Genomic DNA, 21,071 nt, shown 5'->3' on the forward strand with positions numbered 1-21,071 from the left:
CTTACAGGGTCCGTCCGATCGCTCCGGCGATCGCACCCAGCGTGCCCATCAGCTTTTTCAATTCGTCCGGGGTCAGTGCCTGGTCGGCATCACACCATGCGTCACACGGGCTGGGATGCATCTCGATCAGCAGTCCGTCTGCGCCTGCGGCGATGGCTGCCTGCGACAACGCCGGCACCATCCATGCCTTGCCGCCTGCGTGCGACGGATCGACGATCACCGGCAGATGGGTTTCTTTCTTGAGCACCGGGATGGCCGTCACATCCAGCACATTACGGTAGGCAGTCTCGAATGTGCGTATGCCACGCTCGCAGAAGATGATGTTGTGGTTGCCGCCTGCAGCGATGTATTCCGCCGCCATCAGCCATTCGCTGATGGTAGCCGACATGCCGCGCTTGAGAATGACGGGCTTGTTGATGCGTCCGACCTCCTTGAGCAGATCGAAGTTCTGCATGTTGCGCGTGCCGATCTGGATCACGTCGACGTCGTACTCGATGAAGGCATCCAGCTGGCGGGCATCCATCAGCTCGGTGACGATGGGCAGCTTGAATTTGTCCGCCGCCTTGCGGAATATATCCAGCCCCTCCACGCCGTGTCCCTGAAAGGCATATGGACTGGTACGCGGCTTGAACGCACCGCCACGCATCAGACGGCAACCGGCCTCTTTCACGAATTTCGCCGACAGATCCATCTGCTCCTGCGTCTCCACCGAGCATGGTCCGCCGATGATCTGGACCTGATTCCCGCCCAGCGGAACGCCGGCGATGTCGATGATGGTGTTCTGCTTGTGCGACTCGCGCGAGACGATCTTGTACTGCTTGGCGATATGCATCGCCGATTCCACGCCAGGCAGAGGCGTGAACATCTCCTCGCTCAATTGGCGCTCGTCGCCGATCGCGCCGATCACGGTGCGTTCGATACCGCGCGAGATGTTGGCCTTCAGACCGGCCGCCTCCAGCTTCTTGACCACAGCCCCGATCTGTTCGTCAGTGACTTCCCTGCCCATTACGATAATCATTTGTTTTCTCCAGTAGCTTGCTGACTGATGCTTTTTTCCAGTGCAGCCAAAAATTTTGCGTTCTCGCTTTCCAGACCGATGCTGACGCGCAACCAGTCCGGCATATCGTAGTTTGCTATCGGGCGCACGATCACACCCAGTTCGAGCAAGCGTCGGTACATCGCCGTGGCATTGCCGATGCGGAACGCCACGAAGTTGCCGAACGACGGAATGTATTCCAAACCCAACCGGGTCAAGCCTTCGGTGATCTGCTGCATGCCGCGCCGGTTCAGTTCGAAGGTCCGTTTGACGAAGGACACATCGCGCAGGGCCGCCACCGCTGCCGCCTGCGCCACGCTGTTCACATTGAACGGCTGGCGCACGCGATTCATCATGTCCGTCACCTGCTCATGTGCCAAAGCGTAGCCGACGCGCAAACCGGCCAGACCGTAAGCTTTTGAGAAGGTACGCGAGATGATGAGATTGGGGAATTCCTTCAGCCAGCTTACGCTGTCATAGCGCATGTCTTCCGGCAGGTATTCGTTATAGGCCTCGTCCAATACCACCAATATCTCTGCCGGCAGTCCGCGCATGAACGCCAATAGCTCGTCTGCACTCAGGAACGTACCCGTCGGATTGTTCGGGTTGGCGATGAAAACGATCTTGACCTTGTTGCCTTTGGCTGCCTTCAACATCGCAGGCAGGTCATGTCCATAACCTTTGGCGGCTGGCACGCTGATGCCCGTCGCACCTACGGCCTGAGTGGCCAGCGCATAGACGGCGAATGCATGTGCCGAGTACACCACCTTGTCGCCGGGCGCCAGGAAAGCACGTGCAGCGAGCTCAAGCAGATCGTTGGAGCCATTGCCCAAAGTCACATTGGCATGCGCCACACCGTAGCGCTTCACCAATGCATCCTTCAGTTCGAAGCCGTTGCCATCGGGGTAAAGGGCGATGGTCTTGATCGCATTCTGCATCGCGGCGACCGCAGCCGGACTTGCACCCAGCGGATTCTCGTTCGAAGCCAGCTTGACGATGCCGGTGATGCCGAGCTCTCGCTCCAGCTCGGAGATAGGCTTCCCGGGCTGATATGGCGCGATGGCGCGAATATAGGTTGGTGCCAGATCACAGTAATTCATTTGATACCTTGCTATTTGAAACGATTAGACAGCGACCGGGTACGAACCCAGCACCTTGACGAAGGAAGCGATCTGCTTGAGTTGCGCCAGCGAAGCCGCAACCTTGGCATCGGACTGGTGACCTTCGATGTCCACATAGAACACGTATTCCCACAGTCCGGTGCGCGAAGGACGGGATTCCATCTTGGTCATCGAAACTCCGTTTTGCGCAAACGGAGTCAGCAGATCATGCATCGCACCGGGACGGTTCGCGGCAGACATCGCCAGCGAAGTCTTGTCCTTGCCGGATGGAGCCACATCCTGCTTGCCGATGACAAGGAAACGCGTGGTATTGCGCGCATCGTCCTCGATGTTCCGGGCCAGCACCTTCAGCTTGAAATGCTCGCCAGCCTGCTCGCCGGCAACCGCGGCAGCGAAAGATTCTTCCGCGGCCAATCGCGCTGCATCGGCATTGCTGGATGCAGTGATGCGCTCGGAGTGCGGCAGATGCGCATTCAGCCACCCCTGGCATTGGCCGAACGATTGCGGATGCGAATAGACCTTGCGGATAAGCGACAGGTCGTTCTCGTTCGACAGTACGCATTGGTGCACTTGCAGCAACACCTCGCCGCAGATATTGAGATTGCTGTTCAACAGCAGGTCGAGCGTGCGTCCGATCGCGCCTTCGGTGGAATTCTCCACCGGCACCAAGCCATAGTTTGCCATGCCGCCTTCAACAGCATCGAATACGCCGTCGATGGAGTCGACCGGAACACCCTCGGTCGCCTGGCCGAAACGCTGGAATACAGCCGCCTCGCTGAAAGTACCGTGCGGCCCCAGATAGGCCACGCGCAGCGGCGCTTCCAGCGCGCGGCATTGCGACATGATCTCGGTGAACAATGTCGTCACCCCCTGGTTGGACAACGGACCGGCATTCGCCCGTGCCATGCGTTGGAGCACCTGCGCCTCGCGCTCGGGACGCAGCACCGCACCGTTGCCTTTGACGTGTCCGATCTGCTGCGCCAATCCGGCGCGCTGATTGATCAGCTTGAGCAACTCGTCGTCGATACGGTCGATCTGCTCGCGGTATTTTTTCAATTCATCGCTCATTCATCCGCCTCCAGCGGCAACGCACGCACCATCAGCACACCGGGAATGGCGGCGACCTGCGCGATCAGGGTTTCAGGCAGCGCGGTATCGGTATCCACCAGGGTGTAGGCCATCTCGCCGCGCGACTTGTTCGTCATGTTATGGATATTGATGCTCGCTTTCGCCAGTGCAGTGGAAATCTGCCCCAGCATGTTCGGCACATTACTGTTGGCTATGGCCACGCGGAACGCCGATTCGCGCGACATGGAGACATTGGGGAAATTCACCGTGTTGGTGATATTGCCATGTTCCAGATATTCGCGCAGTTGCTCTGTCACCATCACCGCACAATTCTCTTCCGCTTCTTCGGTGGAAGCCCCCAGATGCGGCAATGCGATGATCCTGTCGTTGGACAGCGACTTGCTGCTGGGAAAATCGCACACATAGCAACGCAAATGTTTTTCTGTCAGGCCAGCGATGACTGCGTCCTCGCTGACAATGCCCTCGCGCGAAAAGTTCAGCAGCACCGCCCCCTGTTTCATCGCGGCCACGCGCTTGTCGTCGATCAGGTTGCGCGTCGCATCCAGCAACGGCACATGCAGCGTGACGAAGTCGCTGTGCCTGAGCAACTCCTCGATACTATGCGCCTTCTTCACTTGCGAGGGCAGGCTCCACGCCGCATCCACCGTGATCTCCGGATCGTAACCGACCACCCTCATGCCGAGACCGATTGCCGCATCCGCCACCAGTCGGCCGATCGCCCCCAAACCGACGATGCCCAGTGTGCGTCCCAGCAACTCGGTTCCGGCGTATTCTTTCTTCCCGTCCTCGACCTGCTTGCGCATGGTCGCATCGTCACCCATCAGTCCCGCAGTAAACCTCAACGCCGGCACAATATTGCGCGAGGCCAGCAGCATCCCGGTGATGACCAGTTCCTTCACTGCATTGGCGTTCGCACCCGGCGCATTGAACACCGGCACGCCACGTGCACTCATCTTTTGCACCGGTACGTTGTTCGTCCCGGCCCCGGCGCGTGCGATCGCCACCACACTGGAAGGGATATCCATCTCCAGCATGTTGTGCGAGCGCACGAGGATCGCATCCGGCTGCGCGATCTTGTCTCCCACCTGATAACGTTCCGCAGGGAGGCGCTTCAGCCCCGCCTGCGAGATCTTGTTCAGCGTGAGGACACGGAAAGTCTTAGCCATGCTTGCTGGCGAACTCGTTCATGAAGCCCACCAGAGCCTGCACACCCTCCAGCGGCATGGCGTTATAGATCGAGGCGCGCATGCCCCCGACCGAGCGGTGCCCTTTCAGCTGCAGCAAGCCGCGCGCATCCGCCTGTTTCAGGAAGTCGCCATCCAGATTGGCGTCTTTCAAGGTGAACGGCACGTTCATGCGCGAGCGGTCTGCCTTGTTCACCGGGCAGTTGTAGAAGCCGTTGCTCGCGTCGATGGCAGCATACAACAGATCGGCTTTGGCGATATTGGCGCGTTCCATCGCACCGATGCCGCCGTTCTTCTTCAGCCACTGGAACACCAGCCCTGCCATGTAGATGGCAAAGGTGGGCGGCGTGTTGTACATGGATTCGTTATCGGCATGCGTCTTGTAGTCCAGCATGGTCGGCAGGCGCGGATCGGCATGCCCGACCAGGTCTTCGCGCACGATCACCAGCGTCAAACCAGCCGGCCCGATGTTTTTCTGTGCGCCGGCATAGATCAGCCCGAACTTCCATACGTCTACCGGACGCGACAGGATATTGGAAGACATGTCCGCCACCAGCGGCACATCGCCCGTATTTGGAATCCAGTTGAACTCGACTCCGCCGATGGTCTCGTTCGGCGTGTAGTGCACATAAGCCGCGTCCTTATCCAGCTTCCAGGTATCGAAGGCCGGCACATAGGTGCAGTTCCTGTCGGTGTTGCTCGCTGCCACGTTCACATTACAGAACTTCTTCGCCTCGCCGATGGCCTTCTTCGACCATTCGCCGGTGTTCGCATAATCGGCGGAAGATTTGCCGCGCAACAGGTTGAACGGGATCATCGAGAATTGCAGATGCGCCCCGCCTTGCAGGAACAGCACCTTGTAGTTGGCGGGAATGGCCATCAGCTCACGCAGGTCTGCCTCTGCCTGGGCATGGATGCCCATGTACTCCTTGCCGCGATGCGACATTTCCATCACCGACATGCCGCTGCCGTGCCAGTCGATGAGTTCCGCCTGTGCCTGCTGCAACACTTCCCTCGGCAACACCGCCGGTCCCGCGCTGAAGTTATAGATCGCCATGCCGTTTTCTCCTAGCTCAGTTGTTTACTCAGATTCTTCTTCCGTCTCGGCAATGCGGCTCAATCCGGCCAATTTTTCGCCTTCACCCACATTCATCAAGGTCACCCCCTGGGTCGCTCGGCCCATCTCGCGGATCTCGTTGACGCGGGTACGGATCAGCACGCCGCTGGTGCCGATCAGCATGATCTCGTCTTCAGGCTTGACCAGCGTCGCAGCAACCACCTTGCCGTTGCGCTCGGAAGTCTGGATCGCGATCATGCCCTGCGTGCCGCGGCCATGGCGGGTGTATTCCGAGATCGGCGTGCGTTTACCGTAACCGTTCTCGGTCGCCGTCAGCACCGACTGCTCTTCATTCTCGGCCACCAGCAAGGCGATGACCTTGCCGCCCTTGGCCAGATTCATGCCGCGCACACCCCGTGCCGTACGGCCCATGCCGCGCACATCGTCCTCGTCGAAACGCACTGCCCTGCCTTCATCCGAGAACAGCATCACGTCGTGCTTGCCGTCGGTGATCGCCACGCCGATGAGGAAGTCGCCCTCGTCCAGGCTGATGGCGATGATGCCGGCCTTGCGCGGATTGGCGAAGTCGGACAGCGGTGTCTTCTTCACCGTACCCTCGCTGGTCGCAAAGAAGATGAACTGATCCTCGGCGAACTGCTTCACCGGCAGGATGGCGTTGATCTTCTCCCCCGCCTCCAGCGGCAACAGGTTCACGATAGGCTTGCCGCGCGAGATGCGGGTGCCTTGCGGCACGTCATAGACCTTGAGCCAGTACACACGACCGCGATTGGAGAAACACAGGATGTAGTCGTGCGTGTTGGCGATGAACAGGTTGTCGATGAAATCGTCTTCCTTGGTCGCGGTGGCCTGCTTGCCGCGCCCGCCGCGCTTCTGCGCGCGGTACTCGTCCAGCTTCTGCGCCTTCATGTAACCGCCATGGGACATGGTGACCACCACGTCTTCCGGCGCGATCAGGTCTTCCATGCTCATGTCTTGCGTATGCGTGACGATCTCGCTGCGGCGCTTGTCGCCGAACTGCGAGCGGATGGTGATCAGCTCGTCGCCGATGATCTGGGTCACGCGCGCCGGTTTGGCCAGGATGTCCAGCAGGTCGGTGATCTTGTCCATCACTTCGCGGTATTCGCCGACGATCTTGTCCTGCTCCAGCCCGGTCAGGCGCTGCAAACGCAGTTCGAGGATAGCTTGCGCCTGCGCATCGGAAAGGAAATAACCGGTTCCTTTCACCAGACCGAACTCGGGGGCCAGCCCTTCCGGACGCGACGCCTCGTCGACGCGGGACAGCATGTCTTCCACCAGAGATGAGCGCCAGCCGCGCGCCATCAGTTCACGCTTGGCATCCGGCGGCGTCGGCGCCGCCTTGATCAGCGCAATGATCTCGTCCACGTTGGACAGCGCCACGGCCAGACCTTCCAGGATGTGGCCGCGTTCGCGCGCCTTGCGCAGTTCGAATATGGTGCGGCGAGTGACGACTTCGCGGCGGTGGCGCAGGAATGCCTCGATGACATCCTTCAGGTTGCACAGCTTGGGCTGGCCGTCGACGATCGCGACCATGTTGATGCCGAAGCTGTCCTGCATCTGGGTATCTTTGTACAGCTGATTCAGGATCACGTCGGCGTTCTCGCCGCGCTTCAGCTCGATCACCGCACGCATGCCGGACTTGTCCGACTCGTCACGGATCTCGGAGACGCCTTCGATGCGCTTCTCGCGCACCATCTCGCCGATCTTCATCAGCAGGTTGGCCTTGTTCACCTGATACGGCAGTTCGTCGATGATGATGGCCTGGCGATCACCCTTGCCGATGTCCTCGAAGTGGGTGCGGGCACGCATCACCACGCGGCCGCGGCCGGTGCGGTAACCTTCCTTCACCCCGGCCAGGCCGTAAATGAAGCCAGCAGTCGGAAAGTCCGGTGCGGGCACCAGCTCGATCAGCTGTTCGATATCCATGTCCGGATTCTTCAGCAGCGCCAGACAGGCATCCACCACCTCGGTCATGTTGTGCGGCGGGATGTTGGTCGCCATACCCACGGCGATACCGGAGGAACCGTTCACCAGCAGATTGGGAAAACGCGCCGGGAACACCAGCGGCTCGTGCTCGGAACCGTCGTAGTTCGGCCCGAAATCCACCGTTTCCTTGTCCAGGTCGGCCAGCAGCTCGTGCGCGATCTTGGCCATGCGGATCTCGGTATAACGCATCGCCGCCGCATTGTCGCCGTCCACCGAGCCGAAGTTGCCCTGGCCGTCCACCAGCGTGTAGCGCAACGAGAAATCCTGCGCCATGCGCACGATGGTGTCGTACACCGCGGTATCGCCGTGGGGGTGGTACTTACCGATCACATCACCGACGATACGCGCCGATTTCTTGTAGGCGCGGTTCCAGTCGTTGGAGAGCTCGTGCATCGCAAACAATACGCGCCGGTGTACCGGCTTCAGGCCATCGCGCACATCCGGTAAAGCACGTCCTACGATCACGCTCATCGCATAGTCCAGGTAGGACTTGCGCATCTCTTCTTCAAGGCTGACGGGGAGGGTTTCTTTGGCGAATTGTTGTTCCATGAGCGACCTAATTGAATGAGACATAACGGCAAAAAAACGAAGTCCGCATTCTAACACAGCAGCCCTGACACGGTGCGGCGGAGCCGACGGTGCGGGAAGGGCTGCCGGCGGTCGCTCCCGCAATCGGCTGCCGAAGCGGTAACGACTCGTCCCTCCGCCCACTTCCCGTCGGACCGCCTTGTTTGTTTGGCTATTGGCGGGGAGTTTTGTTAAAGTCGCCCCACATTCAAACGAGGCCAAAACCATGTCCAACGCCGACCCCATCGAATTGGAAAAATTCTCCCAACTCGCCCACAAGTGGTGGGACCCGAACAGCGAATTCAAGCCGCTGCATGAAATCAACCCGCTGCGTCTGGACTATATCGATCGTATTGCAGGGCTATCGGGCAAGACCGTGCTGGACGTTGGGTGCGGCGGGGGTATTCTGGCTGAAAGCATGGCCGGAACGGGGGCTACCGTCACCGGCATCGACCTGGCCGACAAATCGCTGCAGGTCGCCAGGTTACACCTGCTGGAAAGCGGCAACAAAGTTGAATATCGCAAGGTGGCAGTGGAAGTACTGGCAGCAGAAACCCCGGCACATTACGACGTGGTGACCTGCATGGAGATGCTGGAACATGTCCCAGACCCTGCAGCCGTGGTCGCCGCCTGTGCCCAGCTGGTGAAACCCGGCGGCCACGTATTTTTTTCCACGCTCAACCGCAATCCAAAATCCTACCTGTTCGCCATCCTCGGCGCGGAATATGTGCTCAACCTGCTGCCACGCGGCACCCATGATTTCGCCAAATTCATCAAGCCGTCGGAATTGGCACAATGGTGCCGCAATGCCGGCCTGAACGTCTCCGACATCACCGGCATGAGCTACAACCCGTTGAATAAAAGCTATTCGCTCGGTCGCGACACCGGCGTCAATTACCTGATGGCTTGCCAACGTGGTTGAAGCCGTCCTCTTCGATCTCGACGGCACGTTTGCCGATACTGCGCCCGACCTGGGTGCGGCAGTCAACCATGTGCGCGCACTGCACGACCTTCCACCACTGCCCATAGAGGCCATCCGCCCCCAGGCTTCGCACGGTTCGCGCGGCCTGCTGAAGCTGGGCATGGGCGTGGAACCGGGTACACAGAATTACGACGAGGCGCGCGATGCGTTCTTGCAACATTACGAGGCCCATATTTGCGATCGCACCAAGTTATTCCCCGGCATGGCTGCACTGATCGCCGAGCTGGAACGGCACGAGTTGCCCTGGGGCATCGTCACCAACAAACCGCATCGCTACACCGTACCGCTGATGGAGAAACTCGGCTACGCCAAGCGCGCGGCCTGTCTGGTCAGCGGCGATACCTGCGCACGCTCCAAACCCCACCCGATGCCGTTATTGCATGCCGCCGAACTGATGGGCGTCTCTCCCGAGAGCTGCCTTTATCTGGGCGATGACTTGCGCGACATGGAAGCTGCGCAGGCCGCAGGCATGATGGGCATCATCGCGGCATATGGCTATATCGATCCTGCGGCCGATTTGGCCACCTGGCCAGCCGCCGCCAGAGTGCCGACCCCGTTCGCATTGCTGCGTTACATCCAGAGCTGAACAGCGGTATGATGCCCGCCATAATGAGAATGTTGGGCGGAGGAGAATGAACGAAGGACGCAGCGGGGAGGAAATCCCCACCAATCCGACGCAGGACAGCATCCAGGAGATTTTGCACAAGGTCATCATCGCGCACCAACAGGCGCTGTCCTTGCTGCAACAGACCGAGGCGGCATATGGCCGCCTGGTTCCGCACCAACTGCTCAATCTGCTCGAAGCCAAAAGCATCGTGGATGTGAAGCTCGGCGACCAGGTTGAGCGCAAGATGACCATCATGTTCTCGGATATACGAGACTTCACTCCGCTGTCGGAGTCGATGACGCCCAGCGAGAATTTCGAATTCATCAACTCCTACCTCAGCCAGATGGAGCCGGTCATCAGCCGCCATCGCGGCATCATCGACAAGTACATCGGCGACACCATCATGGCGCTGTTCGAACATGGTGCGGACGATGCCGTAAGCGGCGCTATCGCGATGCTGGAACGTCTGGCTTATTACAATGCCGGGCGCGAACGCGCCGGCTATGCGCCGGTCAACATCGGCATCGGCCTCAACACCGGCGTGGTGATGATCGGCACGGTGGGCGGCATCAACCGCATGGACAGCACGGTGATCGGGGATGCGGTGAACCTGACCGCTCGCCTGGAAGAAGCCACCAAGACCTACCATGCGCCGCTGATCATCAGCCAGAACACCCTGTACGATCTGGCTGATCCAAAGAAATACGACATCCGCTTCCTCGACCGCATCCGCGTGAAGGGAAAATCTCAGCCGCTTTCCATCTACGAGATATTCGACAACGACCCCGAAGAGCTGCGCAACAGCAAACGCGACACTCTGGCGATGTTTGAAAAGGCAGTCGCCTATTACCACCTGAAAGACGTCGCCAAATCCATTCCCTTGCTCAAACAGTGCATCGATATCTCACCCAACGATTACCCTGCGCTCATCTACCTGGAACGCTGTTATGAATTTCAGGCCACCGGACAGCACTTCGGCACGGGCGAATTGCAGAACGGCCTGATGTGGAAAGAGGAACACACCGGATTGGCCAAAGTCGACGATGCGCACCGCTTGCTGATGGAACGCATCAACATCCTCACCGCGCGGATAGACCAGAACGAATGCGGCGATTTTGCCGACATCTTCCCCTTCCTCACCCAGCATGCCCAGCATCTGTTCCCCATCGAAGAAAAACTGATGCGGGAACACAATTATCCCTTTGCGGAAGGCCATGCCCAGGAACACAAACGCTTCATCGAAAACTTTACCGAGCTGGAAAAGAAGGCCGGCAACCATATGGAAGACCCTCGCTACCTTGCCTTCCGCACTGAACTGCTATTGCTCGACTGGTTTGCCTCGCACGCCACCAAGGCCGATCGCCACTTCGCCCGCTCGCTGCTGACTAACAAGCCGAAGTAATGCTGTTATAATGTTCCCGCTAGTAGCAAACTGAACCGGGGGCGACCTGGCTTCGACGTGGGTTACAAAGCAGCGTAGGGCATACCGAGGACCCGCCACCTCGTAAATCAGCTGGAAAACCAATAGTCGCAAACGACGAAAAGTACGCTCTAGCCGCCTAAGGCTGGACCTCACACCCTGCTGTCCGTGGAGGGGCTCGATACCGCAAGGTTGAGATGAGTGAGGTCATTTACACGGAATCGTGTCGTGCAGGGTTACTTTGCACGAAGCTAAAATCAAGGTGACTCGTCCTGTAGCAGCCTGTCGGTTGGCGTCTGCAGGATAAAATCAAATAACCAGACTAAGTATGTAGAACTGCCTGTAGAGGGCTTGCGGACGCGGGTTCAATTCCCGCCGCCTCCACCAACAATACCCCAATGGGGTCCAACGCCGTCCGAGTGACGGCGTTTTTATTGGCTTTGTGACATATTCGTTTTGTATTGTCTGATTACAGTTCTACAATTGAAGGACGGCAAGAAGTCAGGCGTGCCGTGTATTTTCTATTGATGAAGGGCCGGATCCCATACAGGCTCAAGTTGGAGGAAGGAACTGCAAAATGAATTTCGAATATCTGATCATACCGGGGGTTGTCATCGTTGGCCTTGGCGGAGGTTTATTCCTGATCAAGGAATCGAGGAAGTACAGGTTGCGTCGCGACAAGGCCAAGGCTATCCAACTCCATCAGGAACTGAGCTCGCTAAGGAAGGCAATGGAAGAGGCCGATGACGGGCTCCTTTCTGCTCAAGCTGATATTCCATAAAAGAATGATGTAATTCAATAATATTCATCAATCTTCATTTTTTTTGCAAAATCGATGACGCAAGGATTATGAAGCAACGATATCGCTGATTCCGAGTGCAATTTAATGCTTCCCATCACATCGACGCCGGGCATTTTTCGATTGCCCACAGAATTGGTACACAACCTGAATATGGTTGATTGAACCCACCGCCCGATACCGGTATAGTCCGCCAAACCTCGATCAAGGTACGAATATGGCAGCTCAAGAAGTCGCAGAACACAAGCTGAAACTTGCCGAAGTGCTGGGCATGCTGGTCGCGGACGGCATGGTCGGCAAAGCCGAAGCTGATGCGCTCATCGCCGAACGCCGCCTCCATCGACAAGACTCGCATCCGCTGGTGGTCATCGCGGAGAAGCGCTGGAAGTCGCTAGTTTCCCCTTTCCGCATCCTGACGCTGGAACCACTGACCGAATGGCTGGCAAAGCATGTCGGCATGGAATATTTCCATATCGACCCGCTGAAGATCGATTTCACCGATCTGACCGATCTGATGTCGATCGAATACGCGAACCGTTTTGCCATCATGCCGCTGCGTATCGACGGTGGCGATCTTGTCGTTGCCACCTCCGAGCCATTCCTGCGCGCATGGGAAGAGACGCTCAAGCACACCTCGCGCAAGCGTATCCGCCGTGTCATTTCTTCCCCAACCGATATCAATCGCTATCTGGTCGAGTTCTACAATCTGGCACGCTCGGTAAAGAGCGCGACCAAGGCCTCCACCGGCTCCTCAAGCCCTGCTTCATTCGAGCAACTGGTGGAACTGGGCAAGACCAACAAACAGTTCGACGCCAATGACCAGCACATCGTCCACATCGTGGACTGGCTGTGGCAATACGCTTTCGATCAGCGCGCATCGGATATCCATATCGAACCGCGCCGCGAGGTCGGCATCGTGCGTTTCCGTATCGACGGCGTGCTGCACCAGGTGCATCAACTGCCGATGTCGGTGGTCAACGCGATGACCAGCCGCATCAAGTTGCTGGGACGCATGGACTTGATGGAGAAGCGCCGCCCGCAGGATGGCCGCATCAAGACGCGAACCGAGGACGGCCAGGAGATCGAGCTGCGCCTTTCCACCCTGCCCACCGCTTTCGGCGAAAAGCTGGTGATGCGCGTGTTCGATCCTGAAGTGCTGCTGCGCGACTTTTCTGAGCTCGGTTTTTCCGAAGACGATCGCGCGCGCTGGCAATTGATGACCTCGCAGCCCAACGGCATCATCCTCGTCACCGGCCCTACCGGCTCAGGCAAGACCACCACGTTATATTCGACGCTCAAACATCTGGCGACCCCGGAAGTAAACGTCTGCACGCTGGAAGACCCCATCGAAATGGTGGAGCCGGCATTCAACCAGATGCAGATACAGCAGGGGCTGGACCTGACTTTTGCCGAGGGCGTGCGTGCGCTGATGCGGCAAGATCCGGACATCATCATGGTAGGCGAGATACGCGACCTGGAGACCGCCGAAATGGCGATCCAAGCTGCGCTGACCGGTCACCTGGTGCTCTCCACCTTGCACACCAACGATGCGCCTTCCGCCATCACCCGCCTGCTCGACCTCGGGGTGCCGTACTATATGATCAATGCCACATTGCTAGGCATCATGGCGCAACGCCTGGTGCGCACGCTGTGCCCGCATTGCAAGAAACCGATCCCCATGCCGGAAAGCGATAACGATGTGTGGGATCATCTGGTCGCCCCCTGGAAAGCCGCACGTCCAGCCCAGTTGCAGACTCCGCAAGGTTGCCTGGAATGCCGCAAGACCGGTTATTCCGGCCGCGTCGGCATCTACGAGATATTGCTGATGTCGCCGGCACTGCGCAAGATCATCAGCCCCGACACGGACATCACGGCATTGCGCGACCAGGCAAACCGCGAAGGCATGAAGCCGCTGCGCATCTCTGGCGCGCAAAAGGTGGCAGCCGGACTCACCACCCTGGAAGAAGTGCTCAAGACCGCCCCGCCTGCCGACTGATCAATACCCATTCATCAAACCCAAAGGAACATCCATGAACCAAGCTGAACTCAACCAGCGCTACGCCATCGGCAACCACGTGCAATTCAAGGAGATCGCCGCCGGCATGATCGTCGCCGAAGTCGCCAACCAGCACGCCCTCGCCAACATCGCATTGCAGGGCGCGCATATCGCCACCTTCCAGCCGCGCGGCGAGGAGCCGGTGATCTGGCTGTCGCCGCTGGCCAAATTCGTACCAGGCAAATCCATCCGCGGCGGCGTGCCGATCTGCTGGCCATGGTTCGGCCCGCACAAGAGCGACAGCAAGCTGCCCGGTCACGGCTATGCGCGCACCGTGCCTTGGGAAGTGCTGGAAACCATGGCGCTGAGCGATGGCTCGACTTTCCTGCGCTTCGGCCTGGTCGAGAGCGATGCCACCGGCGCACAATGGCCCCACTCATCCTCGGTGCAACTGGAAGTGACTGTGGGCAAATCATTGCGAGTGGAACTGGTTACCGTCAATACGGGTACGGCGGCATTCGAACTCGGCGAAGCGTTGCATACCTACTTCCAGATCAGCGATGTCGCCAAGATGACCATCCGCGGCCTGGAGAACTGCGCCTACCTGGACAAGGTGCAGGACTTCGCGCGTTTCACCCAGAAGGACGGCATCGTCATCGAAAGCGAAGTGGATCGCGTGTACATCAACACCGCAGCGGATTGCGTGATCGAGGACAAGGGCATGAAACGCGCCATCCGCATCGCCAAGCAAGGCAGCATGTCCACCGTGGTGTGGAACCCGTGGACCGAGAAAGCCGACAAGATGGGCGACTTCGGCGAAGATGGCCATCGCGGCATGGTGTGCGTGGAGAGCGGCAATGCGCTGGAAAACGTCGTGGTGCTCGCACCGGGCGAGACGCACAAGCTGGTGGCGGTATACAGCGTCGAAAAGCTGTAACAGCGTTGCCACAAAACAAAAGAGCCGCTTTGCAGCGGCTCTTTTTTATTGCATCGCAGAAGCAGGCTTAGTTCGCGCGCTTCTTGTACTCGTTGGTGCGAGTGTCGATCTCGATCTTGTCGCCGATCTCGATGAACGCGGCCACGGGCAACTCGAAACCGGAACCCTTCAGGCGAGCAGGCTTCATCACCTTGCCGGAAGTGTCGCCGCGCACGGCAGGCTCGGTGTACTCGATCTCGCGCACGATGGTGTTGGGCAACTCGACCGAGATTGCCTTGCCGTCATAGAACACCACTTCGCAGATGTCTTCCATGCCGTCGGCCAGGTAGTTCACCACGTCGCCGACGTTGTCCTTTTCCACTTCGTACTGGTTGTATTCGGTGTCCATGAATACGTACATCGGATCGGCGAAATAGCTGTAGGTGCATTCTTTCTTGTCGAGAATGATCTGGTCGAACTTGTCGTCTGCTGCATAAACCGTCTCTTTGGCGGTTTCGGTCAACAGGTTCTTCATCTTCATCTTGACCACGGAACCGTTACGGCCGGAACGGCTGTATTCGGCCTTCAGGATCACCATCGGATCGCCGCCAACATTGATCACGTTACCGGCGCGAAGTTCTTGTGCTGTTTTCATGTTTACTGCCCCTCAAAATTCAAGGCGCGGATTCTATTCACTTTGGCGGTAAAAATCCAGCAAATTCAATGCAAGATTATTGCCCGCCAGCCGACCCGCCCATGCCTTTCCGTGCCGGACCAGCGCCCCGTGGTGTGCCAGAAAGTGAGTCCATGCTGCGGCGATATCCTGCCCGCCATTCCAGGCTAGCCACAAATCCCGTATTGAATGTGTGGTTTCTGGCGGCAACCCCGCCGTATAGCGCTTCAGCAAGGCGTTCAGCTTCGCCAGATGCACCCCGTCGTGCTGCGGGTATATGTGCCATATGAACGGCTTGGCCGCCCATTGCGTTCGTACGCAGGAATCCTCGCCGCGCACAAAATTGACGTCGCACGCCCACAACAGCTCGTCGTAGCGCTCCTGCTCGACGAAAGGCAGCACATGCACGCGCAGGTTGCCGCGCTGCCAGACATCGCCCGCCTTGCCCTCACCCTGTCCGAAATACCCGGCCACCTGCGGCAAGGAACGCCCGACCGGCAGCAGACAGGTCACCGGCTGCTCACCCCGCTCCCAGGCACTCAGCAAACTGGCCATCGCCTCGTTCTCGTAGCTGAACAAGGACACCCGCACCTCGCCCGCCACACGCTCCGGCACCCCCAGGCCATTCCAGTAGCGCCGCTGCACCACCATGTCGGACTGGAAAACATCCCGCTGCGCCAGCAGGTCGCGTTCCAGCAGCAATCCGCCGGTTCTGGCGGTGAAACCGGGGAAGAAGAAATATTTGGTCAGCGGCAGGGTCGGATGCGGCGACGGCAACTTGTGGCAGCCCTCCACCCAGTCCTCGGCTGACAGGTATTCCAGATTCAGCCAAACCGGTTTGACCTCTCTCGCCGCCATCCTCGCCACATAAGACTGCGGCAAGCGACAGGCGAAAGCCTCGATCACCAGACCGGCCGGTTCTACTGCAGGGAATTCGGCAGGCCAGCGACGCACCTCCACCCCGCGGCGGCGCTGCATATCCAGCGCCGCATCCGCATCGGGACAAAGACGCTGAAAACTGGCCAGATCATCCACCCACAGCCGCACATTCACTTCGCACTCGTTCGCCAGCTGCCGCGCCAGGCGCCAGCACACGCCGATGTCACCGTAGTTGTCGATGACGTTGCAGAAGATGTCGCATGATTCATTCCGCATGCAATGCCTCCACCGGATCGAGCCTCGCCGCGCGCATGGCCGGTACCACACCGGCCATCAGGCCGATGCTGACCGCAGTCAGTTCGGCCAGCACTGCAAACGGCCACGGTGTATGCACCGGCAAAGCAGGAAACAGCCAGTGCAGCCCCTGCGCAATGCCGATGCCGATGAGCAGCCCCAGCACACCTCCCATCGCGGACAGCAGCATGGCTTCGCCCAGGAACAACGTCAGCACCTGATTTTTGCGCGCCCCCAACGCACGTAGCAGGCCGATCTCGGCGGTGCGTTCAGTGACGGCCATGGTCATGATGGTGAGGATGCCGACCGCGCCGACCAACAGCGAAATCCCGCCCAGCGCACCGACGGCGAAAGTGAGTATGTTCAGCACCGAACTCAGCACTTCCAGCGCCTGTTCTTGCGAGATGATGGTGAAATCCTCGCGTCCATGCCGCTCTTTCAGGCGTTCGGTGAGGATGCGGATGACCGTGTTGGCATCGACATCGGCGCGATAACTGACGTTGACCTCCATCAACCCAGGGCGATTGAACAGCTCCATCGCCCGTGCGGCCGGGATGAACACCGTATCGTCCATGTCCATGCCCAGTATCTGCCCTTTCGACTCCATCACACCAACCACGCGGTAGCGCTGCCCGCCGATGCGCAAATATTGCCCAAGCGGGTTCGTTCCGGCAAAAAGCTCCTGCTCGATCTTCGCTCCGATCACGGCCAGTGCGCGCGCCTGTTCGTTGTCTGCATCGACCCAGAAACTGCCGCTCTGCACCTTCATCGTGAACGCATGGCCAAAATCGCGCCCCTCCCCCAGTACCATGGTGCGCCGGGTTCTGCCCTGGAATTTCACCTCGGCATTACCCACCAGACTGGGAACGATATGTTCCACATAGGGCAGGCGTCGCAAGGCATCGGCATCTTCCAGCGTCAACGGCCTGACCGAGCCGAAGATGCCGACGTTGCCCCCCTGCGTCTGGGTCTTGCCTGGTTGCACGCTGATGATGTTGGTGCCGAATTGCGAAAATTCGGACAGCATGAACTGGTGCAGCCCTTCGCCGATGGAAGTGAGCAGGATCACCGCGGCGATACCGATGGCGATGCCGAGCCCGGTGAGGAAGCTGCGCATCCGATAGGTTAGGAAGCTGGAGGAAGTAAGGGTGATCAGGTCGCGCAAGAACATATGGGGTGCCTCTAAAAATCCAAATTTCGTCGCAATACTGCGTTGCTCACAAAAAATTACTCCTTACATATTTCATAATTTGCCGCGTCGCAATTTTTTGCTCGCGCCTTGTCTTGCTTAGAACTTTGAACTTTTAGAAATACCCATAGCTCACTTGCCCGCGAGTGCTGCTACCGGGTCGAGCCGTGCCGCACGCCGTGCCGGCCACACGCTGAACAGGATGCCTGTGCCCAGTGCCGTGCCGCAGGCCGCAAGCACCGCCCACCACGGCGGACTGACCGGCAGACTGGGATATATCTGCCCAATGACGATACTGCCCGCATAACCGAGCACCAGTCCGACGACACTGCCGGCGGTCGAAAGTAGTGCCGCCTCGGCAAAGAACAGCATGCGTATCTGTTTGCCCGGCGCGCCCAGCGCCTTGAGCAGGCCGATCTCCTTGACGCGCTGCGCCACCGCGATGAGCATCACGTTCATGATCAACACCCCCGCCACGGCCAGGCTGATCGCGGCGATGCCTCCCACGGCCATGGTCAGCGCGGTGAGGATACGGTCGAAGGTGGCGAGCACGGCGTCCTGCGTGATGACAGTCACATCCTTTTCCCCGCTGTGGCGCTGGAACATGATCTGCTCGGCATCGTGCTTGGCCTGTTCGATGGAATCGCGGTTCTTGGCTTCGATGAGGATACGGAACAGCCCCGACGTATTGAATAATTGGTGAGCGGAGGCAACCGGTACGATGACCAGCTCATCCGTACGCATGCCCATGGATTCTCCCTGCGAAGCCAATACGCCGATGACCCGGAAGCGCCGATCACCCAGCCGCACCCATTGCCCAACGGCTTGCTCGTTGCCAAACAACTCCTGTTTCATCTGCTTGCCGAGTACGCACACCGAGGAGCTTTCATGAATATCGCCCGCCGGCAAAAACTTGCCGATGCCGATGCTCATATGGCGCACTTCCAGCAAGTTGGACGTGGAACCGAGCACCACCACTTCGCGGTTCAGCGCACCGCGCGACAACGTGGCGGAACCGACGGTCAACGGCGCGATGCGCCTGATCGCTCGGCTGCGCAACAGCGCCTCGGCATCGTCCAGCGTGATATCGCGCGGCGTCTGCCCGGACATCAGGCCCGGGCCGACGCCTGAGGTTTCGGTGCGCCCGGGCAACACGATGACGAGATTGGTGCCGAGCGAGGAGAACTGGTCGACCACATACCGGCGCGCCCCTTCGCCCAGCGCAGTGAGCACCACCACTGCCGCCACGCCGATGGACATCGCCAGCATCATCAACAGCGTGCGCGTCGGGCTGCCGCGCAGGCTGCCAGAGGCGAATTGCAGGGTGTCGGCGAGTTTCATTTTGCGTGTTGTACATCGGAAACGATGCGGCCATCCAGCATGTGTATCTGGCGCCTGGATCTTGCACCGATCTCGGCATCGTGCGTCACCACCACCAGCGTGATGCCCTGCTCCATCAAACCTTCCAGCAATTTCAAAACTTCCCAGCCGGTACTCCGATCCAGATTGCCGGTCGGTTCATCGGCCAGCAGCACCGTGGGGTTCATCACGGTGGCGCGGGCGATGGCCACACGCTGGCGCTGGCCGCCGGAAAGCTGATCTGGTCGGTGATCGGCGCGTTCTGACAATCCATAGTTTTGCATCAGCACTTGCACGCGCGCTCTGCGCTCTTCGGACGGAATACCCGCGAGGATCATCGGCAATTCGACGTTCTGTGCTGCGGTTAGTCGAGGGACAAGGTGGAAGGACTGGAACACGAAGCCGATCTTTTCGCGGCGTACGCGTGCCTGCTGCTCGTCGTTCAGGTCGCTGACGTTGCCGCCATCCAGCAGGTAGGTGCCGGATGTCGGCCGGTCAAGCAGGCCAAGCATGTTGAGCATGGTGGATTTACCCGAACCGGACGGCCCCATGATGGAAATGTATTCACCCGCATCGAGGCGCAGGTTGATGTCGCGCAATGCGGCGACTTGCTGGTCGCCGACGATGAAGGTGCGGCAGACGTTTTGCAGTTCGATCATTTCGCCGGCTTGGCCTGTTCTGGAACGGCACGCACCCCGGCTTTCACGCCCGGGCGATCCAGTGAAGACACGACCCGATCACCCTCTTCCAGGCCGGAAGTCACTTCGGCGTATTCCCAGTTGGACAGACCCGTCGTCACCTTGCGTTCTTCCAGTACGCCGTCGTTGCCGTAGCGCAGCACGCGATTGCCTTCCAGCAAGGTCTGCGTGGGGATGCGCAACACCTGATTGCGCACATCGTAGATGATCTCGACGTCGGCACTGTAGCCCACGAGCAGGTTGTTCTTCTCGTTGAGCTTGTCGAATTCCACTTCGACCTCGACCGTGCGCGCCTGTTTTTCCAAGTCGAGCACGTATGGCGCGATGCGCCGCACCTTGCCGCCGAATACGCGCCCCTTGATCGCATCCAGCGTGATGCGGCTGCGCTGCCCGATCTTGAGTTTGCTGGCGTCCACTTCGTCGATCGGCGCACTCACATACATGCAACTGTCGTCGATCAGATCGATGGCCGGCAGGGTCGGGATCCCGGGCGGCGACGGCGTGGCATATTCGCCCAGCTCGCCGCTGATATCCGCCACCACGCCGTCGAACGGCGCACGCAACACCATGCGGTCCAGCGTGGCACGGGCAAGCGCGATGCGCGACTTGCTCTGATCGATATCGCCCTTGGCGGAATTGCAGGCCGACTGCTTCGACGATGCATCGGTGAGCGCGCGGTCGAGTTGCTGCGCCGAGATGAATCCCTTGTTGCGCAATTCCTGCGAACGCACAGCATCGCGCTGTGCCGCATCGGCCAGCGTGCACACTTCATTCACACGGGATTGCGAAACCTTGAGCTGCTCTTGCGCCAGCCGCTCCTGGGCATGCAGGTCATTGTCCCAGAGCTCGAGCAGCACCTGTCCCTTCTTCACGCGCTGACCTTTCTTCACCTGCAGCTTGGATATCTGGCCTCCGGCCGCGGGCGACATCTTGGCTCGGCGGCAGGCATTCACCGTACCGGCGCGGGTATTGCTCACCGAGGCCTCCACAGTGCCGCGCTCGACTGTTTGCAGTAGCACCGGGATAGGCTTGCTGCGTGTGAAATAACCGATACCGACCGCCAATGCGGTGACGGCAACGACTGCGATGGTGAGCTTCTTGTATTTTGACGGGATGCTGCCGAGTTGCGGGAAAGTCATTGACGCTCCTGACCGTTCGCTGCCGTGATGAAGCTGGAAGA

At 59.2% G+C, this 21,071-nt stretch carries 18 protein-coding genes and 1 other RNA gene; 7 read left to right on the top strand and 12 right to left on the bottom strand.

The genetic code is table 11. The features are described from left to right. Position 1: 1 nt before the first annotated feature. From aroF to gyrA, 6 genes are read right to left on the bottom strand one after another with little or no spacing between them, the layout of a single operon-like run. Positions 2 to 1,018 (bottom strand): 3-deoxy-7-phosphoheptulonate synthase, encoded by a 1,017-nt coding sequence (aroF, locus tag SLIT_RS10305; protein ID WP_013030189.1) that lies wholly within the window; start codon positions 1,016 to 1,018, stop codon positions 2 to 4. Next, positions 1,015 to 2,136, bottom strand: a complete 1,122-nt coding sequence (gene hisC, locus SLIT_RS10310) for a histidinol-phosphate transaminase (protein WP_013030190.1) — start codon at positions 2,134 to 2,136, stop codon at positions 1,015 to 1,017. The genes aroF and hisC overlap by 4 nt, the downstream gene beginning before the upstream one ends. A gap of 24 nt (positions 2,137 to 2,160) precedes the next feature. After that, a complete protein-coding gene (gene pheA / locus SLIT_RS10315; protein ID WP_013030191.1) occupies positions 2,161 to 3,225 on the bottom strand; it encodes a prephenate dehydratase in 1,065 nt (354 codons plus the stop codon). Beyond that, complete coding sequence (locus tag SLIT_RS10320; RefSeq protein WP_013030192.1) at positions 3,222 to 4,412, bottom strand: phosphoglycerate dehydrogenase; 1,191 nt, start codon at positions 4,410 to 4,412, stop codon at positions 3,222 to 3,224. The genes pheA and SLIT_RS10320 overlap by 4 nt, the downstream gene beginning before the upstream one ends. Beyond that, positions 4,405 to 5,487: a 3-phosphoserine/phosphohydroxythreonine transaminase gene (gene serC, locus SLIT_RS10325; protein WP_013030193.1), complete on the bottom strand. Its 1,083-nt coding sequence runs from the start codon at positions 5,485 to 5,487 to the stop codon at positions 4,405 to 4,407. The genes SLIT_RS10320 and serC overlap by 8 nt, the downstream gene beginning before the upstream one ends. A 24-nt stretch (positions 5,488 to 5,511) precedes the next feature. Beyond that, positions 5,512 to 8,061 carry a DNA gyrase subunit A gene (gene gyrA / locus SLIT_RS10330; RefSeq protein ID WP_013030194.1) on the bottom strand — a complete coding sequence of 850 codons (2,550 nt, stop codon included), beginning with the start codon at positions 8,059 to 8,061 and terminating at the stop codon, positions 5,512 to 5,514. 244 nt (positions 8,062 to 8,305) lie between these two features. On the opposite strand from gyrA, the gene ubiG reads away from it, so the two are divergent. The 7 genes from ubiG to SLIT_RS10360 all read left to right on the top strand — a co-directional run bounded on the left by ubiG (position 8,306) and on the right by SLIT_RS10360 (position 14,820). After that, a complete protein-coding gene (gene ubiG, locus SLIT_RS10335) occupies positions 8,306 to 9,001 on the top strand; it encodes a bifunctional 2-polyprenyl-6-hydroxyphenol methylase/3-demethylubiquinol 3-O-methyltransferase UbiG (protein ID WP_013030195.1) in 696 nt (231 codons plus the stop codon). Further along, positions 8,994 to 9,647, top strand: a complete 654-nt coding sequence (locus tag SLIT_RS10340; RefSeq protein WP_013030196.1) for an HAD family hydrolase — start codon at positions 8,994 to 8,996, stop codon at positions 9,645 to 9,647. The genes ubiG and SLIT_RS10340 overlap by 8 nt, the downstream gene beginning before the upstream one ends. A gap of 46 nt (positions 9,648 to 9,693) precedes the next feature. Then, complete coding sequence (locus SLIT_RS10345) at positions 9,694 to 11,070, top strand: hemerythrin domain-containing protein (RefSeq protein WP_013030197.1); 1,377 nt, start codon at positions 9,694 to 9,696, stop codon at positions 11,068 to 11,070. A gap of 37 nt (positions 11,071 to 11,107) precedes the next feature. After that, positions 11,108 to 11,475, top strand: a transfer-messenger RNA (tmRNA) gene (ssrA, locus tag SLIT_RS15665). 190 nt (positions 11,476 to 11,665) lie between these two features. Beyond that, positions 11,666 to 11,869 carry a hypothetical protein gene (locus SLIT_RS10350; RefSeq protein ID WP_013030198.1) on the top strand — a complete coding sequence of 68 codons (204 nt, stop codon included), beginning with the start codon at positions 11,666 to 11,668 and terminating at the stop codon, positions 11,867 to 11,869. 235 nt (positions 11,870 to 12,104) lie between these two features. Beyond that, the gene (tfpB, locus tag SLIT_RS10355) at positions 12,105 to 13,883 is read left to right on the top strand and encodes a type IV pilus assembly ATPase TfpB (RefSeq protein WP_013030199.1); all 1,779 of its coding nucleotides are present in this window, start codon (positions 12,105 to 12,107) and stop codon (positions 13,881 to 13,883) included. Between the two features lie 34 nt (positions 13,884 to 13,917). Further along, positions 13,918 to 14,820 carry a D-hexose-6-phosphate mutarotase gene (locus SLIT_RS10360; RefSeq protein ID WP_013030200.1) on the top strand — a complete coding sequence of 301 codons (903 nt, stop codon included), beginning with the start codon at positions 13,918 to 13,920 and terminating at the stop codon, positions 14,818 to 14,820. Positions 14,821 to 14,887: 67 nt separating this feature from the next. Here the strand turns inward: SLIT_RS10360 and efp are convergent, their stop codons facing one another. From efp to SLIT_RS10390, 6 genes are all read right to left on the bottom strand, one after another. Continuing rightward, positions 14,888 to 15,454, bottom strand: a complete 567-nt coding sequence (gene efp / locus SLIT_RS10365) for an elongation factor P (protein WP_013030201.1) — start codon at positions 15,452 to 15,454, stop codon at positions 14,888 to 14,890. Between the two features lie 33 nt (positions 15,455 to 15,487). After that, positions 15,488 to 16,627, bottom strand: a complete 1,140-nt coding sequence (gene earP, locus SLIT_RS10370; protein ID WP_013030202.1) for an elongation factor P maturation arginine rhamnosyltransferase EarP — start codon at positions 16,625 to 16,627, stop codon at positions 15,488 to 15,490. Next, the gene (locus tag SLIT_RS10375) at positions 16,617 to 17,816 is read right to left on the bottom strand and encodes an ABC transporter permease (RefSeq protein ID WP_013030203.1); all 1,200 of its coding nucleotides are present in this window, start codon (positions 17,814 to 17,816) and stop codon (positions 16,617 to 16,619) included. The genes earP and SLIT_RS10375 overlap by 11 nt, the downstream gene beginning before the upstream one ends. A gap of 150 nt (positions 17,817 to 17,966) precedes the next feature. Beyond that, a complete protein-coding gene (locus SLIT_RS10380) occupies positions 17,967 to 19,175 on the bottom strand; it encodes an ABC transporter permease (protein WP_013030204.1) in 1,209 nt (402 codons plus the stop codon). Beyond that, positions 19,172 to 19,852: an ABC transporter ATP-binding protein gene (locus SLIT_RS10385; protein WP_013030205.1), complete on the bottom strand. Its 681-nt coding sequence runs from the start codon at positions 19,850 to 19,852 to the stop codon at positions 19,172 to 19,174. Before SLIT_RS10385 ends, SLIT_RS10380 begins: the two co-directional genes overlap by 4 nt. After that, on the bottom strand, positions 19,849 to 21,030 hold the full coding sequence (locus SLIT_RS10390; protein WP_013030206.1) for an efflux RND transporter periplasmic adaptor subunit: 1,182 nt from the start codon (positions 21,028 to 21,030) through the stop codon (positions 19,849 to 19,851). Before SLIT_RS10390 ends, SLIT_RS10385 begins: the two co-directional genes overlap by 4 nt. Positions 21,031 to 21,071: the final 41 nt, after the last annotated feature.

Origin of the sequence: Sideroxydans lithotrophicus ES-1, assembly GCF_000025705.1 — a bacterium.
GTDB lineage: Bacteria > Pseudomonadota > Gammaproteobacteria > Burkholderiales > Gallionellaceae > Sideroxyarcus > Sideroxyarcus lithotrophicus.